We start from the raw sequence: 15,803 nt of genomic DNA on the forward strand, positions 1-15,803 counted from the left end.
CTAAACCGCTACTCGCCGGCCTGGCCATCCTCGGGATGGGTGTCATGCCGCTTGCTTATGGGCAGACCGAGCCAATGCAAGGTATGGACGGCAAGCAGATGCAGGATATGGATCATTCCCAAATGCAGGGTATGGATCACTCCCAGATTCAGGGCATGGATGACAGTCAGATGCAGGGTATGAAACCCGCAGCGCCCCAGCAAAGCCGCACACCCATTCCGGCGCTGACCGATGCCGATCGCGCGGCGGTGTTTGAAAGCCATGCCGGCCACCAGATGCACGACAGCTCCATCAACTCATTTTTCCTGATCGATCAACTCGAATGGCAAGACGCTGACGCGGGCAGTGCATTACGTTGGGAAGCCAACGGCTGGATTGGCGGCGACACGGATCGCCTCTGGTTGCGTACCGAAGGCGAGCGAACCAATGGCGTGACCGAAAGCGCTGAGCTTCAGGCACTCTGGGGACACGCAGTGAGTCCCTGGTGGGACGTGGTCAGCGGAGTGCGACAAGACTTCAAACCTGGTGCACCCCAGACATGGGCGGCGCTGGGGCTGCAAGGCATGGCGCTCTACGACTTCGAAACTCAAGCCACCGCTTACCTGGGCGAGGCCGGCCAGACCGCGCTGCGGCTCAAGGGCGACTACGACATCCTGCTGACCAACCGTTTGATTCTGCAACCCACGGCTGAAATCAACCTCTATGGCAAAAACGATCCACAACGGGCCACAGGTTCCGGGCTGTCGGACACCGAGGTCGGCCTGAGACTGCGGTATGAAATACGCCGCGAGTTCGCACCTTACATCGGCGTGACCTGGAACCGCTCCTACGGCAAAACGGCGGATTACCGCCTTGAAGAAGGCGAAGACCAGAGCGATACGCGCTTTGTCGTCGGTGTGCGAATGTGGTTCTAAACCTGACCGATAGATAAGCCCCACATCCATTCGAACAATAAACCCCCACCCACGGCCCAGGCCGTCAGGAGCCTTGCATGTCATCTTTTAAAGCCCTCGGTGTTGCAGCGGCACTCAGCATCGGTTTGTTGTTGAGCGCTGCCGCTCAGGCGCATCCAAAACTACTGTCCTCTACCCCGGCCGATGGCGCCACGGTAGCTGCACCGGCAAAAATCGAACTGAATTTCTCGGAAAAGCTCACCACCCAGTTTTCCGGCGCGAAATTGATCATGACCGAAATGCCGGGCATGGCCGCCCACTCCCCCATGGGTGTCAAAGCGAGTGTCGCGGGTAGCGCCGATCCGAAAATGATGGTTATCACCCCGGCAGCGCCGCTCGTACCTGGCACATATCAGGTTGAGTGGAGGGCGGTTTCTTCCGATACCCACCCGATCACAGGCACCGTGACCTTTAAAGTCAAGTGATCCATGGACGACTCAATCTACATTAGCCTTCGCTTCGCGCTCTATATCGACCTGATGCTGCTCTTCGGGCTGGCACTGTTTGGCCTGTACAGTCTCAAAGGAAAAGAACGCGCAGACGGTGCCGTGTTGAATTTTGGGTCGTTACTGGGGGGAACTGCCCTTACCGGCATATTGCTATCGATGGCGGCCATGCTCCACATGGCCAAGACGATGAGCGGTATGTCCAGCGTCATGGAACTGCATCACCACATCCTGCAGATGATGCTGATGGACACTGACGTCGGATTGACCTGGATGGCCCGAATAGCCTCGTTGACGGTGGCGGTCATCGCCGCGACTCTCACTCGACGAGCCCCAGCATTGAGCCTCTGGCTGGTCACATTGTGTGGGGCCATCGCCCTCGCGACGCTGGCCTGGACAGGACATGGCGCTATGGATGAAGGTAGTCGACGCTACCTGCATTTCACCAGCGATATTGTCCATCTTCTGGGTGCAGGCAGCTGGTTGGGCGCTCTCGCTGCATTCGCGCTGTTATTGCGCTCAACCCACCTCACAGGCGATCTGCAGATACGGTTGCTGGCTCGAACGCTGACGGGTTTCGAATCAGCGGGGACGCTTATCGTCGCAACTCTGGCTATCACCGGGATCGTCAACTATCTGATGGTTGTCGGGCCAGCATTCGAGACGCTGACATCCAGCACGTACGGAGCCCTGCTGTCTTTGAAGGTCTTCTTGTTTGCGGGGATGCTGGTATTTGCGGCGGTGAACCGCTTTCACCTGACCCCGCTGCTTGAGCGATCCATTCAGACAAATACTCACATCGTCGCCATCAACGCTTTACGGCGCAGCATGATTCTAGAGCTCTCGGTCGCAGTGATCATTATGGGCCTGGTTGCCTGGCTCGGCACACTCAGCCCAGAGATGGAGATGTCCGCTGAGTAACCCTTGAAGTGAATGCAGGCAGTGCTTTGCAATGTTCTAAGTTGAGCCGGTGCGCCCGCGCGGAGTCGGCCGTAGAAATTACATCAGCTTGTATTGGGGCATCGGTGTTCTTCCGAAATCACTCATTGCATCACAGGTTTGGCATATCCACCTTGAGAGTGGCACCAATGGCATCGAAGTTGCCGTGCGTAGCGAGCGAAAATTGATGACAGTTTTGAATACAAATTGATTCACACGTCACGCGGCATGGGTTAGCAGACCACAAATTTTTCGTAGAAACGCGTTTTTTAGATAAATCCTGGCAGTCAAACCTGCTCTAAAATGCTTTTTTCAGCACCTCGGCCTATTTCCGTCGGCCACACAGAATCCTCAACCTATGAGCTAGATCAGTTGGGTTCAAACCTGGGTCGCTATACTGGCTACCGCACCAGCATCGACTCAAGGTTTTCCCCATGACTCTTTCGCCCAGTGACCAACGAGATGTAGTGATTATCGGTGGGGGGCAGTCAGCCTTGGCGGTAGCGTATTTCCTGCGCCGAACTCAACTTTCGTTCGTTATCCTCGACGCAGAGGAAGAGCCCGGTGGTGCCTGGCGGCATGGCTGGAATTCGCTGCGCTTGTTCTCTCCGGCCACCTGGAGTTCGATACCAGGCTGGATGATGCCGCCCGCCCAAGAAGGCTATCCAACGCGAAATCATGTAGTCGACTATCTCAACCAATATGAGCAGCGCTACCAGTTTCCGGTGGAGCGCCCGGTTCGGGTCGTTTCTGTGGAACGCTTAGAGTCTGGCTTGCGAGTACGTTCTGACGGCAAGTATTGGGATGCCAAGGTTGTAATCAGCGCCACCGGCACCTGGAGCAATCCGTATATCCCTCACTACTCTGATGCCGAGTTGTTCGCCGGTCGGCAATTACATTCCGCGAACTATGTCGATGCACAAGCCTTTGCTGGCAAGAAGGTTTTGGTGGTGGGTGGCGGCAATTCAGGAGCGCAGATTTTGGCAGAAGTATCCAAGGTCGCCGAGACCACTTGGGTAACCCCTGCCGAACCGGTGTTTTTGCCTGACGAAGTGGATGGACGAGTACTGTTCGAGCGCGCCACCCAGCGCTTGAAGGCCCAGCAGGAGGGGCGTGTCATTGACCAGCCCGTCGGCGGGTTGGGGGACATTGTCATGGTGCCACCAGTTGCAGAAGCCCGTGAGCGTGATGCTCTCAAGTCTGTACGCCCCTTTGCACGCTTCACTCGCGATGGTGTGATGTGGCCCGATGGATCTGAATCCGCAGTGGATGTGGTGATCTGGTGTACCGGGTTCAGGCCCGCACTTCAGCATCTTGATTCGTTGGGGGTGATCGACACTGAAGGTCGTGTTGAGGTGGACGGCACTCACTCGATCCAGGAACCAAGACTATGGCTGGTGGGCTATGGCGAGTGGACAGGTTCGGCTTCCGCCACACTGATCGGTGTAACGCGCACAGCACGCAGCACAGTCAATGAGATCGCGACCTATCTTGGCGATCCGTCCGTGGCCTAGTGCCCTACATCCCAGGAGTAGAGGACATGAATGAAACGATCATACGCTGGCCGGAGCGCAATCCCCGCCTGTTTTTAGCGGTAGCAGCGCTTGTCTGGTTCGGATTGTATGAAGCCCTGATACCTGTTTCAGAGGCTTTGGTCGCAGCGCTTCCTGTTGATCGCAACAGCCACTTGGGAGGTGCCTTACAGTTTTTTTTCTACGACACGCCCAAGGTGCTGATGCTGCTGACCGGCATCGTGTTCTTGATGGGCATGATCAATTCCCACTTCACGCCTGAACGCACCCGCGCAATGTTGGCAGGGCGAAGCGAGGGCATGGCCAATGTCATGGCGGCCACTCTCGGTGTGTTTACCCCATTTTGCTCGTGCTCAGCCGTTCCTCTGTTTATAGGTTTTGTTCAAGCTGGAGTACCCCTGGGGGTGACTTTCTCATTCCTCATTTCTGCACCCATGGTGAACGAGGTAGCGCTGACACTGTTGCTTGGCCTGTTCGGCTGGAAAGTTGCATTGCTGTACCTCAGCCTGGGGTTGTTTATTGCGATTGTTGCCGGCTGGGTCATTGGGCGTCTGAAAATGGAGGCCTATCTGGAAGACTGGGTCCGTGATATGCCCAAGATCCAGGCAACCGCCGGGGACACGAGTATGCCGCTGTATGAGCGGATAAATGCCGGGTTCAGCAGCGTGCGTGAAATCGTCGGAAAAGTGTGGCCTTACATCCTTGCCGGTATTGCCATTGGCGCAGGCATTCACGGGTATGTGCCTGAGGATTTCATGGCCAGCTTCATGGGCAAGGAAGCCTGGTGGTCAGTTCCGCTCGCGGTTCTTATCGGCATCCCCATGTATACCAATGCGGCAGGCATCATCCCCATTGTGCAGGCACTGCTCGCAAAGGGCGCAGCGCTGGGCACTGTGCTGGCCTTTATGATGAGTGTCATCGCTCTATCCCTTCCGGAAATGGTGATCTTGCGCAAGGTGTTGAAAGTGCGCCTGATAGCCACCTTCATTGGGGTCGTCGCCGTCGGCATTCTCATCGTTGGTTACGTCTTCAACTTCGCTTTGTAATCCACCTACCGAGGTTTTTATGAAAGACATCAAGGTTCTGGGCACCGGTTGTGCAAAATGTAAATCGACAGTAGCCATCATCGAACAGGTGGCGAGTGCGAAAGGCGTCCCCGTTAAGCTGGAAAAAATCGAAGACATGCAACAGATCGTCGGCTACGGAGTGATGTCCACGCCCAGCGTCGTGATTGATGGAAAAGTCGTTCACTCAGGGGGTATCCCGAGCCGTGAGAAGGTTGAAGAATGGCTCAGCGCTTGAGACAAAGGCCTCTGCACACCCAACCAGACTCGGTGGTGAGAGGCCTGACTGCCCTTCTCCGACAATGACGCGGCGTTTCTTTCGACGGCAGCCGCTGCGGCAGCTCTGGCGGGGGTGCCTATAGAAACCCTCAACAGCCAGTGCTTTTGCATCAGCCTTGATAAAGACGTCCTCTACGAAACTCTGGAGTCGACGCTCTCGGACAGCTAGGTTTGTTTGAGCTTGCGCAGCAACGCTGCCCTCATCTATTCGCAGCCCATCCAGTCTTCATCGCACCGGCCCACCTGCATCGTATGGCGCAGGTAGTGCGCGCGGTCGAAGCAGTCGTTTCACTCCCAGCTTACCGTGAGGAAGTGCTGGCTCACTCTCCTGCTATCGCACGACATGATCCGGGTGGGGTCAAGGGAGTGTTCTTTGGGGATGACTTTCATGTCACTGAGAACAATTTCGGCCTGATCGAGATCAACACCAATGCTGGTGGGGCAATGCTCAATGCCGTGTTGTCACGAGCGCAGCAATCGCCCAATGGAGCGCCAGGAACAGACCCAAGTAGCTGGATCGTCCAAACACCCACGCGTCACCTTATGCGTTCAGGCCAATCCAGCCATGAACGCCCACGTAAAGGCCAACACCGATGATCAGCACGCTGGACAGGTAAGGTGCACGACGAGCCACGGTGCCCAACCACGGCCAACGGTTGGAAGCCTGTTTAGCACCAATAGCTGCCGCAGCACCGACAGTGACCAAGGTGATCGCCAAACCGATGCTGAAGCACAAGACGAGCATACCCCCCAATGTCACCTCCTTAACCTGAAGGCATAGCAACAGCACGGTGATGGCCGCCGGACACGGAATCAGGCCACCCGTCAGACCGAACATGACGATTTGGCCGGTGGTGACTTCGCGGTTGGTGAAGCGTTTACGGATATCGTTGGCATGAGCACGTTCATGCGCATCCTGATAGCCATCAATCGACAGCTCCAGACCTTCCAGTTCGGAATGCGCGTGCCCGTGATCATGCTCCTGGTACTCCAGGTCGTAATCATGGGAGTGACCTGCATGCCCAAGACTCAACCGCGCACTGAACTCATGAGGCTCTGGAATATCGACCGCCGACTCCAGGAAACCTTCACGCTCGACGAATGAAAACGTTTGAGTGCTGCCGTCTGGACGGGTAGTGGTCAGACGAACGTCTGAAGCAAGCCACGCATGCCCGGTCAATGCCTTCAAGCGCCAGTGCGGTGGCATGCCCTCTTCAAAGATCGACAGTTCGATGCGGCCATGGCCGGTATCGATGCGATGGGTTTCATCGTGATGACCATGGTCATGCTCGCCGTGATGGTGATCATCCTCTTGCTCGAACTTGAACATCTGCTCGCCACGCCAGGTACGCCACAGCATCCAAAATGCAATCACAATGATCAGCGCGGAAGACGCAAGCTGGAAGTAAGGCTCAGTGGTTTGAGCATCCAGGCCTTTGCCCAGGTACATGCCACCGATGGCGACCAACCACACCACTGCGGTGTGCGACAGCGTCGCGGCCAAACCCAATAAGACGGCCTGTTTGACCGAGCCCCGGATGGCGACGATGAAGGCCGCCATCATGGTTTTTGAATGGCCCGGTTCCAGGCCATGCAAAGCACCGAGCAGGATGGCGCTCGGGAAATACAGCCAGGCGTGTGAACCGCCCTGTTGCAAGAGTTCAGCAAAGTTGGGCATGTCAGACCTAGAGGTACTTGGTGATTTGCTTGAAGGCTTCCAGTGGCGCGCGCTCGCCATTGTTCAATGCCGAGACGGTGTCCTCCAGGCAGTGATCGATGTGATCCTGAATGAGTGTGCGCTTGGCTTGGCATACCGCTTTTTCAACTGCATGCAGCTGCTGGGCGATGTCCACGCACTGACGACCCTCTTCGATCATGGTGATGATGCCGCGTAAATGGCCGTCCGCCCGTTTGAGGCGTTTGATGATCGCCTCATGACTTTGGTGAGTGTGGGGATGGTTGTGTTCGTGATCGTGCTCACTCATGACTTGAGCCTCAGGCCTCAATAAATTACGCCGGCATCCTATCCCCCCTAGGGGGATCTGGTCAAACGCGGGAAAGCCCTATAAAACGAATTGAAACCGGAATGCCATGTTCAGCAGAACACTGACAACGACGGTGGTAATCGCGCTTGTTCTCGCCATGTTTGTGGCCTGGGCCGGGTATACCTATACCTTGTCAGTGACGTCGAAACAGCCAGCCTGGGAGATTGCGCAAGACGCCCATCACGCCCATGAACAGCAAGCCGAAATGTCGGGTGCGGGCTGCGCTTTAACAAGGTCCTTTTGCCAGCACTCGGCAAGACAGCGGTGAACAATGTTTCCGAACACGATGTTCGGGCACTGATCCGCACCGTCGTCAGCCGTGGCGCTCACCGGCAAGCGATCAGCTTCTTTGCCGACCTCCCCCAGATGTTCAGTTGGACCAGAAAGCGCCAACCTTGGCGGGCCTTATTGGTCGAGGGTGCCCCGACGGAACTGGTCGACATCTCCCCCCTGATCCCGGCCCGCAAAGCCCTGTCACGACGGCGTCACGACGATACGCTGGTGCCGCCGACGGCCAAAACGGCGACTGGACACCGCATGACCTGCGCCATACGGGCGCGATCCATGATGCAGGCCTTGGGGGTCAGCCTAGACGTCATTGATCGCTGCCAAAATCATGTACTGGCCGGCTCGTGGGTGAGACGCCACAGCCCACTGCCGCGGCGGTCGCCGACATCATTAGCTGCGCGACGTTGGCCACCGAAGCCGATGTCATCGCCGAGTTCAGCGAACTGTGCGCTGAAAAACATGCCGGCCGCTCCGCCCTCAAGGAACCGGCCCAGGCCATGACGATGTTCAAGTCGGTTGGCGCGTCAGTAGAGGATCTCGCGGCGGCGATCTTGGCTTATCAGCGGAGCACGACTGCCAACTGACCCATGACGCGGTCAAGCATGAATAATCTGTGGTACCTGGAAGTACATCGAATCAATTGACGATTCATGTTCACAACACCTTTGCTTAAATCAACGTTCTCCCCATGGATGGCTGAGGGGATACTTACGACCGTAAGTCGTGCCAACCGAAGCCTGTTGCCGGATTGAAATAGTTTCAATCCGGCCATTCATGAGGACTCCCGATGCAAGCTGATTTCGCCGCCTGGTCCTGGACCGCTGGTCAAGGTATCGACGGATTACAACAGATCCGCAAACCCCTTGTGCAACCTGGCCCAGGTGAGGTTCTGATTGCCAACCGAGCGCTGGCGCTCAACCCGGTGGACTGGAAAATCATCGAATGGGGTCACCCTGCCTGGAACACCGGCCACGTGCCCGGCGTGGATGGCATGGGCGTAGTGGTTGCCTGCGGTGCCGGAGTGCCAATCAAACCGGGGACTCGCGTGGCGTATCACCAGTCACTGGAGCGCGATGGCAGTTTTGCCGAGTTCTGTTTGCTCGATTGGTCGACCGTAATGACGGTGCCGGCCGCGCTAGATGACGCCATCGCCGCGTCATTCCCCTGCCCCGGCCTGACAGCCTGGCAAGCATTGGACAAGATTCCGGTTAGCGAGCCGAGTGACATGTTGGTGGTCGGTGCAGGGGGCGCGGTGGGCCTGCTATTGGTACAACTGGCAGTGCAACGTGGTTGCCGAGTGTGGGCCACTGCGGGCACAAAGCATCATGCGAACTTGAAAGCGCTGGGTGCCGTTGGCGTATTCGACTACCAGGACCGCAACTGGCAGAAAAACCTTCAAGCCAGCCTGGGTGAGCGCCGCCTCAAGGTGGTTTTCGATACTGTCAGTGGCACGCATGCAGCGGCCTTGGCACCTCTGCTGGGTTACAACGGTCATCTGGTGTGTATTCAGGATCGGCAGGAAACCGCACCGTTGCCGGCCTTCAGCACCGCGATTTCCCTGCATGAGGTTGCGCTCAACAGCTTCCATTCCTACGCAAGCCTGAGCGATCGACAACGGCTTCGAGACGCTGGCGAACACCTTCTCGAAAGCATGCTGGGCGGTCGCCTGACACTACCTGAACGTCGAATCTTTGATTTTCGTAACCTTCCTGAAGCCCTGCTGGCTCTCAAGCAAGGTGGCGAAGGTGGAAAATGGATTGCCCTGTTGAATGACTCAGGCGTCACGCCTTCCAGACAGCCGTAAAAGAAATCGCCCGAGGCTCTTTTAGGGAGCACTCGGGCGACAGATCAGCATGACCGAACGGAGGCGCTCTGGTTATACCTCCGCGAGATTTTCCTTTTTCTCCAACCAATCGATCATCAGCTCACCCCAAGCGATGTCCGCTTGCAGCGCGTCTTTGGCCTTGGTCGAATCCCGGGTGCGCAAACCTTCCAGTACTTCGAAATGCTTGTGTTTGGCACTGGCCAGCTCCCGCTTGGGGACCTCGGCGTGAAACCGGCTCAGCAGCGGGCCCATGATAACCCACATATTTTCGAGTGTTTTCGACACCACGGGCATGCGTGCCGCAGAGATCAACCCGAAGTGAAACTCCCGGTTGAGCAACGCGGCTTGTTTGTAATCGACCGTTACAGCTTTCTGGAACGCATCCTGAATGGCTTCGAGTTTCTCCAGTTCAGGTCGGGTGATTCGCTGCGCCGCCACGCCGGCCGCCTCGCCTTCCAGCAAATGGCGGATCAGCTGGATCTCACGCAACTGGCTGACCGTCAGCTCCGGCACATAAATCGAAGTCGCGGCTTTCATGTCTAGCGCATGGTCACTGACCAGGCGGAAAATAGCTTCCCGCACGGGAGTGATCGAAACACCGAACTCTTCGGCCAGTGTGCTGATACGCAATCGGTCGCCGGGTTGATATTGCCCGTCCATCAACGCGGTGCGGATGATGGAATACACCCGTTCGCTCAAGTTGCCTTTATCAATGGGCTTATGCACGGTCACTGTTACTCGGTCTCCATGGTCGATTACTGTGCGTCGGGCGACAGACTTGTGAATCTGCCGACCTGAATCGTCGAAAACGCATCATACATCATCAAATTACGCCTGCCACTCCGGCTGATGACTCGCTTATATACGCGCATCGCGCCGCCCGACGCCTTGCAACAACACTGCGATGACGATAATCGCGCCTTTGATGATCTGTTGTGGATAGGCCGGCACACTCAGCAAGTTCATGATGTTGCCGATCAAACCCAACACCAGCACACCCACGACAGTGTAGAAAACGGTGCCTTTGCCACCGGAAAGCAGTGCTCCTCCGATCACGCAAGCGGCAATGGCATCCAGTTCCAGGGCGATGCCGGCGCTGGGCGTGGCTACACCTGAGCGCGAAGCAATCACCACCCCGGCCAATGCTGCCAGGCCGCCGCAAATACCATAGGCGGCCAGTTTGTAGCGCTCCACCGGAATACCCGCCAGGCGCACGGCGGTTTCATTGCTACCGCTGGCAATGGTCAAGCGGCCATAAGCGTTGTAGCGAAGGATCAAGGCAAAGACCACGGTCACCAACCCCGCCAGCCACACAGGCCACGGGATACCCAGCACGCCATCGGCCAAGCGACCGAAATCACGCAACAGTTGAGCGCTGACCAGCCTGTCGTCCAGCCGTTGTGGCTGGCCGTTGGACAGGATGAATGCCAGGCCGCGGGCGACCGTCATCATGGCCAGGGTCGCGATAAAAGGTGCCATGCGGAAGTACGCGATAAAGGTGCCTGTCACCAGTCCCATCAGGACACCGGCCGCCACCGCAATCGCCACAGCCAGCAGCAACCCGAAACCACCTTCAACCGGAAGCACATTGAGGGTCATCGCAACCACGATTCCACCCACGGCAGCGACCGAGGCAACGGACAAATCGATGCCCGCTGTCAGGATCACAATCAACATGCCGATGCTGACCAGCAACAACGGCGTCAATTGGCGCAACAGGTTGCCGAGGTTCTGATACGTGAAGAAGTCCGCCGAGAGCACGCTGGCGACGACGGCAAGTACCACCAGCATCACCAGCGCGTTGTGCTCCAGGAACAGACGCTGTAACGAACGACGGCCTGCCCGGCTTTCTCGAGCATGATTGTTTTCCTGCAAAAGCTCGGCCGTGGCCAGCTTGGAATTAGGGTTACTCATGGTGCTCGACTCCCATCGCCAGGCAAATCATTTCTTGTTCTTTAATGCGCTCGCCCACCAGTTCACCAGCGATCGCGCCTTCTCGCATCACCAGCACGCGATCACACATGCCGATGATTTCAATCATTTCCGAAGAGACCAGGATGATCGCCACGCCCTGTTCAGCGAGGGCATTGATGACCCGGTAGATTTCCGTTTTCGCGCCCACATCCACGCCACGGGTAGGCTCGTCGAGAATCAGCACGCGACAGCCCGCATCGACCCACTTCATCAGGGCGACTTTTTGTTGATTACCCCCTGACAGGTCACCGACCAACTGCTCGATCGAATGCGTCTTGACCGCCAGTTGCTGGCGCAAGGCTTCGATACCCTGGGTCTCCCGGCCACTGGCAATCCAGCCCATGCGCCCGGTATAGGGGCTGTCAGGTCGCAGCGCACCGTTGACCCTTATCGACATCTCCAGCAGCACGCCTTGTTGCTTGCGATCTTCGGGCAACAGGCCGATGCCATTGGTAATGGCTTCCCGTGGTGTCCGGTTGTGGATCTCCCGGCCATCGAGGTGCAGCGCGCCGGAGGTTTTCCGATCAGCCCCGAAAATCGCGCGCATGGTTTCGGTCCGTCCGGCACCGACCAGCCCACAAAAGCCGAGGACTTCACCCGCCCGTACCTCAAAGCTCACATCGCGTACCAGACGTCCCGCGCACAGGTGCTCGACCTTTAGTAACACCTCGCCGATCTGTGATTTGCGCGGCGGGAACAGGTCACTCAGCTCGCGACCGATCATCATCTCGATCAAGCCACGCTCGGTAATGTCAGCCAGTTCCAGTGTGCCGACCGTCTTGCCGTCCTTGAGCACCGTGGCGCGATCGCAGATCCGGAAGATTTCATCCATGCGGTGCGAGACGTAAACGATGCACGCGCCTTTGCGGCGCAATTCATCGAGGATTTTGAACAGCTTCTCGGCCTCATGGGAGGTGAGCACTGCCGTCGGCTCATCGAATACCAGTACCGACGAGTTACGCGACAGTGCCTTGCAGATCTCCACCGCTTGCTGGTACGCCACCGGCAAACTGCCAACCGGTTGGCGCACATCGATATCGCTGAAACCCAGTTCATCGAGAATCGCCCGGGCTTTTTTGCGCATTGCGGCCCACTGGACAAATCCCTTGCTCTTGCCCAGATCGTCGATGCAGATGTTCTCGGCCACCGATAAATGCGGGGCCAGGGCAAACTCCTGGTAGATAATCGAAATACCCAGCTTGAGCGCATCACCGGGTTTGCGAATATCGACTTTCTCGCCGTTCAGGCTGACCCCACCGGCATCGCGCACGTAGGCCCCGGAAAGGATCTTCATCAAGGTTGATTTGCCGGCGCCGTTCTCGCCCATCAGTGCGTGGATTTCCCCCGCACGGGCCGAAAAATTCGCGCTGTTCAGGGCACTGATACCTCCGAATTTTTTCGAGATGTCGAGCATCTCTACGGCAGGTTTGTGCATCGCGTTCATTGTGTTCACCGTCTATAAACTGTCGCCATTCGAACTGTGGCCGCCGTCAAACACAGCAGCCACAGGCCGGTTCAATCGTGCGAAATTACTTCATCGCGGTTTTGATCTGCTCGATGGAGCGGAACGGCGGGACGGTTTCGGTGGATGGCGGCAAGCTGTCGGCCTTGATGTAGGTGTCGACGTTGTCCGGTGTGATCAGCGTGACCGGGAAGTACGACGCTAACGGCAGGTTGTTGGCATCCAGTCCCTTGTCGAGAATCTGGTGGATCAACTCGATGGCGGCCACACCGGTTTCCGAACCGCTGTTGGTGGCACTTACCAGCAACTTGCCTTGCTTGATCAAGTCCAGCGCCACGCGAAAGCTGCCAGCGGCGGAAGCGACCATGACGCTGTTTTTCTTACCGGCATTTTCCAGGGCATTGATCGCGCCAATGGCAATGAAGTCGTTCTCTGCCAAGACCAGATTGAGTTTGTCACCCTGGGACGAAAGGATGTCTTCCGTGGCCGCCAGACCACCCTCTTCGGTCCAGTCACCACGACCCCAGGCGAGTACGTTGAAGCCACCTTCCGGCCAGCTGAAGCTGCCCTTGGCCTTGACCTGCTGGAACAGCTTGAAGCCCTTGAGCATTGCGTCCTCTTTGGAAAGGCCCAGCTTCCGCTCTTGCGAGCGCGCATAAACGATCCCGGAGATCATGCCGTTGAGTCGGCTTTCGGAGGTCGAGTTACCCATCACCCCAATGACCATGGCGGCGTTGATCACCTTGGCCGGATCGGTCTTGGCCGCAACGTAACGCCCTGCCTCGAATCCACTGCCGTACGGATTGCCGGTGCTGGTGGTGATCACCGGCGCGCGGGCGTCCGGCGCGGTGCCGACGGTGATCACCGGAATGCCGGCGGCCACTGCCCGCTCGACATCCGACACAGAACCGAGGACATCGGTAGGATCGATCACGATCAGATCGACGCCCAGGGTAATGAAGTTATCGACCTGGGCACTCTGCTTGGCGACATCGCTGTCAGCCACTTGCAGCTCAATATCGTAGTTGTACTTCTTCGCGATGGTTTTCGAGTCGTCGATCATCGAGACAAACCAGGGGTTGCCGAGGGTGATTTCAGTCCAGCCGATACGCAAGCGCTCGCCCTTCTTTTTCAGTGGCAAGGCTTTGTTGATCGAGGTGCGATCCGGCATGTCAGGATCAATCACGCCCGACAATGCGGTATTGGGCATCAAACTGTAGATTTCATGCTTGGGAGCCGCCCAGGCGTGGGTGCCGATGAGGCTCGCTAGGGCCAATGTGGTGATCGAGCGAACAGCTGACAGCTTCATAATTATTATTCTCCAGTGCGCTGATTTTGATCGGTGATGCAGGTGCTGTTTGTTTCGAACAGCACCGGTTTCTCGTTGAAGGCTCAGGCCTGCAAATCGATCCAGGCCGATTTGAGTTCCGAGTACTTGTCCAGTGCGTGCAGCGAGCGGTCGCGCCCGTTGCCCGATTGCTTGTACCCGCCAAACGGCATGGTGATATCGCCACCGTCGAAGCAGTTGACCCAGACGCTGCCGGCGCGCAGCGAGCGGATGATCGAGTGGGCACGGGACAGGTCGCTGGTCCAGAGACTGGCGGCTAGGCCATAGGGTGAATCATTGGCGATGCGCACGGCGTCCAGGTGATCCTTGGCGTTGATCACCGACAGCACTGGCCCGAATATTTCTTCCCGGGCGATGGTCATGTCGTTAGTGACATTGTCGAAGATCGTCGGCGGGATGAAGAAGCCATCGGCCAAGGCGCCGCTGGCACGTTCACCTCCGAGGATGATGCGGGCGCCCTCTTCCGAGCCCTTCTTGATGTAACCGAGCACGCGATCCATCTGCACCTTATCGACCATGGCACCCAACTGCGTGGCCGGGTCAAGTGGGTCGCCGACGGCGATGGTCCGCGCCACCTTCAAGACTTCGGCAACAAACTCGTTGCGAATGCCTTGCTCGACAATCAGACGCGAAGGCGCCACACACACTTCTCCCTGGTTGAAAAACATGGATCTGGCAGCGGTGGTGGCGGCTTTTTCCAGGTCACGACAGTCATTGAGAATGATGTTCGGGGTCTTGCCCCCACACTCCAGCCAAACCCGTTTCATGTTCGACTGACCGGAGTACTGCAGGAACAATTTGCCGACTTCACCGGAGCCGGTGAACACAAGCGTATCGACATCCATGTGCAGGCCCAGGGCACGGCCAGCGGTAGGACCGAACCCCGGCAGCACGTTGAACACCCCCGGTGGAATGCCCGCCTGCGCGGCCAGTTCGGCGATACGCAGTGCAGTCAACGGCGATTGTTCGGCCGGTTTGAGGATTACCGAGTTACCCATTGCCAGGGCCGGGGCAACTTTCCACATCGCCATCAGCATCGGGAAATTCCACGGGGTCACGGCAGCGACCACGCCAATAGCTTCTCGGGTAATCATGCCCAGCGCGCCCGGTCCCGATGGGGCGATTTCGTCGTAGACCTTGTCGCAGCATTCGGCGTACCACTGCAGGCATTCGAGCACCGCATGTACATCGAAACCGGCGCTTTCGGACACGGGTTTGCCCATGTCCAACGTCTCGAGCAATGCCAGTTCGGTCATGTGCTGCTCGAACAACGCCGCAAAACGCAGCATGATTTTTTTGCGCTCCTTGGGTGCCAGTTGCGACCACACGCCGCTATCGAACGCCTGGCGGGCGATCTTCACGGCGACGTCGACGTCTTCGGCCTGGCAGGACGCGACGTAATTCAGCACCTGACCGTTGCGCGGGGAAATATTGGCAAAAGTTTCTCCACTCAGGGCGTCTACAAAATGGCCATTGATGAAGGCTTGCCCTGGCAGGTTCAGGGCGGCGACACGCTGCTGGACCGCCGCGATATCAACGAGAGTGTTCATGCTGTTGCGTCTCCTGTTTTTGGTTTTAGGCGTAGGCGCCCAACGACGATATATCATGCATTATAAAAATCGCAAGCGAAGGAATGCCCTGAATCGAG

Annotated in this window: 15 protein-coding genes and 2 pseudogenes; 10 read left to right on the forward strand and 7 right to left on the reverse strand. The window is 57.4% G+C overall.

Translation table 11 applies throughout. The features are described 5' to 3' along the window. The first annotated feature begins 44 nt into the window (after positions 1-44). The 7 genes and pseudogenes from ACM6I5_RS20660 to ACM6I5_RS20690 all read left to right on the forward strand — a co-directional run bounded on the left by ACM6I5_RS20660 (position 45) and on the right by ACM6I5_RS20690 (position 5,172). A complete protein-coding gene (locus ACM6I5_RS20660; RefSeq protein WP_414884719.1) occupies positions 45-914 on the forward strand; it encodes a copper resistance protein B in 870 nt (289 codons plus the stop codon). A 77-nt stretch (positions 915-991) separates the two neighbouring features. Further along, entirely contained in the window at positions 992-1,378 is a 387-nt protein-coding gene (copC, locus tag ACM6I5_RS20665) for a copper homeostasis periplasmic binding protein CopC (RefSeq protein WP_414884563.1), read from the forward strand. 3 nt (positions 1,379-1,381) lie between these two features. Further along, a complete protein-coding gene (copD, locus tag ACM6I5_RS20670; protein ID WP_414884564.1) occupies positions 1,382-2,320 on the forward strand; it encodes a copper homeostasis membrane protein CopD in 939 nt (312 codons plus the stop codon). A gap of 106 nt (positions 2,321-2,426) precedes the next feature. Continuing rightward, positions 2,427-2,575: pseudogene (locus tag ACM6I5_RS20675) on the forward strand (DNA-binding response regulator); the annotation flags it as partial. A 197-nt stretch (positions 2,576-2,772) separates the two neighbouring features. Beyond that, positions 2,773-3,852: an ArsO family NAD(P)H-dependent flavin-containing monooxygenase gene (locus ACM6I5_RS20680; protein WP_414884565.1), complete on the forward strand. Its 1,080-nt coding sequence runs from the start codon at positions 2,773-2,775 to the stop codon at positions 3,850-3,852. Positions 3,853-3,878: 26 nt separating this feature from the next. Further along, positions 3,879-4,916, forward strand: a complete 1,038-nt coding sequence (locus ACM6I5_RS20685) for a permease (RefSeq protein ID WP_414884566.1) — start codon at positions 3,879-3,881, stop codon at positions 4,914-4,916. 19 nt (positions 4,917-4,935) lie between these two features. After that, the gene (locus tag ACM6I5_RS20690; protein WP_017337836.1) at positions 4,936-5,172 is read left to right on the forward strand and encodes a thioredoxin family protein; all 237 of its coding nucleotides are present in this window, start codon (positions 4,936-4,938) and stop codon (positions 5,170-5,172) included. A 582-nt stretch (positions 5,173-5,754) separates the two neighbouring features. Here the strand turns inward: ACM6I5_RS20690 and ACM6I5_RS20695 are convergent. Both ACM6I5_RS20695 and ACM6I5_RS20700 read right to left on the reverse strand, forming a co-directional pair. Beyond that, positions 5,755-6,891, reverse strand: a complete 1,137-nt coding sequence (locus tag ACM6I5_RS20695; RefSeq protein WP_414878801.1) for a nickel/cobalt efflux protein RcnA — start codon at positions 6,889-6,891, stop codon at positions 5,755-5,757. A gap of 7 nt (positions 6,892-6,898) precedes the next feature. Then, entirely contained in the window at positions 6,899-7,198 is a 300-nt protein-coding gene (locus ACM6I5_RS20700) for a metal-sensing transcriptional repressor (RefSeq protein ID WP_017337834.1), read from the reverse strand. Positions 7,199-7,480: 282 nt separating this feature from the next. Between ACM6I5_RS20700 and ACM6I5_RS20705 the strand changes: the two are divergent. From ACM6I5_RS20705 to ACM6I5_RS20715, 3 genes and pseudogenes are all read left to right on the forward strand, one after another. After that, positions 7,481-7,906 (forward strand): annotated as a pseudogene (locus ACM6I5_RS20705) (site-specific integrase); the annotation flags it as partial. Further along, on the forward strand, positions 7,891-8,130 hold the full coding sequence (locus ACM6I5_RS20710) for a hypothetical protein (RefSeq protein WP_414884567.1): 240 nt from the start codon (positions 7,891-7,893) through the stop codon (positions 8,128-8,130). The pseudogene ACM6I5_RS20705 and the gene ACM6I5_RS20710, both read left to right, overlap by 16 nt. 203 nt (positions 8,131-8,333) lie before the next feature. Beyond that, a complete protein-coding gene (locus tag ACM6I5_RS20715) occupies positions 8,334-9,350 on the forward strand; it encodes a zinc-binding dehydrogenase (RefSeq protein WP_414884568.1) in 1,017 nt (338 codons plus the stop codon). A 72-nt stretch (positions 9,351-9,422) separates the two neighbouring features. On the opposite strand, the gene ACM6I5_RS20720 is transcribed toward ACM6I5_RS20715, so the two are convergent. The 5 genes from ACM6I5_RS20720 to ACM6I5_RS20740 form a co-directional block, all read right to left on the reverse strand. Then, on the reverse strand, positions 9,423-10,103 hold the full coding sequence (locus ACM6I5_RS20720; RefSeq protein WP_169369564.1) for a GntR family transcriptional regulator: 681 nt from the start codon (positions 10,101-10,103) through the stop codon (positions 9,423-9,425). A gap of 126 nt (positions 10,104-10,229) precedes the next feature. Continuing rightward, complete coding sequence (locus tag ACM6I5_RS20725) at positions 10,230-11,285, reverse strand: ABC transporter permease (RefSeq protein ID WP_414884569.1); 1,056 nt, start codon at positions 11,283-11,285, stop codon at positions 10,230-10,232. Beyond that, positions 11,278-12,789 (reverse strand): sugar ABC transporter ATP-binding protein, encoded by a 1,512-nt coding sequence (locus ACM6I5_RS20730; RefSeq protein ID WP_414884570.1) that lies wholly within the window; start codon positions 12,787-12,789, stop codon positions 11,278-11,280. The genes ACM6I5_RS20725 and ACM6I5_RS20730 overlap by 8 nt, the downstream gene beginning before the upstream one ends. Before the next feature lie 85 nt (positions 12,790-12,874). Continuing rightward, the gene (locus ACM6I5_RS20735; RefSeq protein ID WP_414884571.1) at positions 12,875-14,116 is read right to left on the reverse strand and encodes a sugar ABC transporter substrate-binding protein; all 1,242 of its coding nucleotides are present in this window, start codon (positions 14,114-14,116) and stop codon (positions 12,875-12,877) included. Between the two features lie 83 nt (positions 14,117-14,199). After that, entirely contained in the window at positions 14,200-15,705 is a 1,506-nt protein-coding gene (locus ACM6I5_RS20740; RefSeq protein WP_414884572.1) for an aldehyde dehydrogenase, read from the reverse strand. Positions 15,706-15,803 lie beyond the last annotated feature (98 nt).

It is taken from the genome of Pseudomonas sp. IT-P171 (assembly GCF_949767765.1).
Classification (GTDB): domain Bacteria; phylum Pseudomonadota; class Gammaproteobacteria; order Pseudomonadales; family Pseudomonadaceae; genus Aquipseudomonas; species Aquipseudomonas fluorescens_B.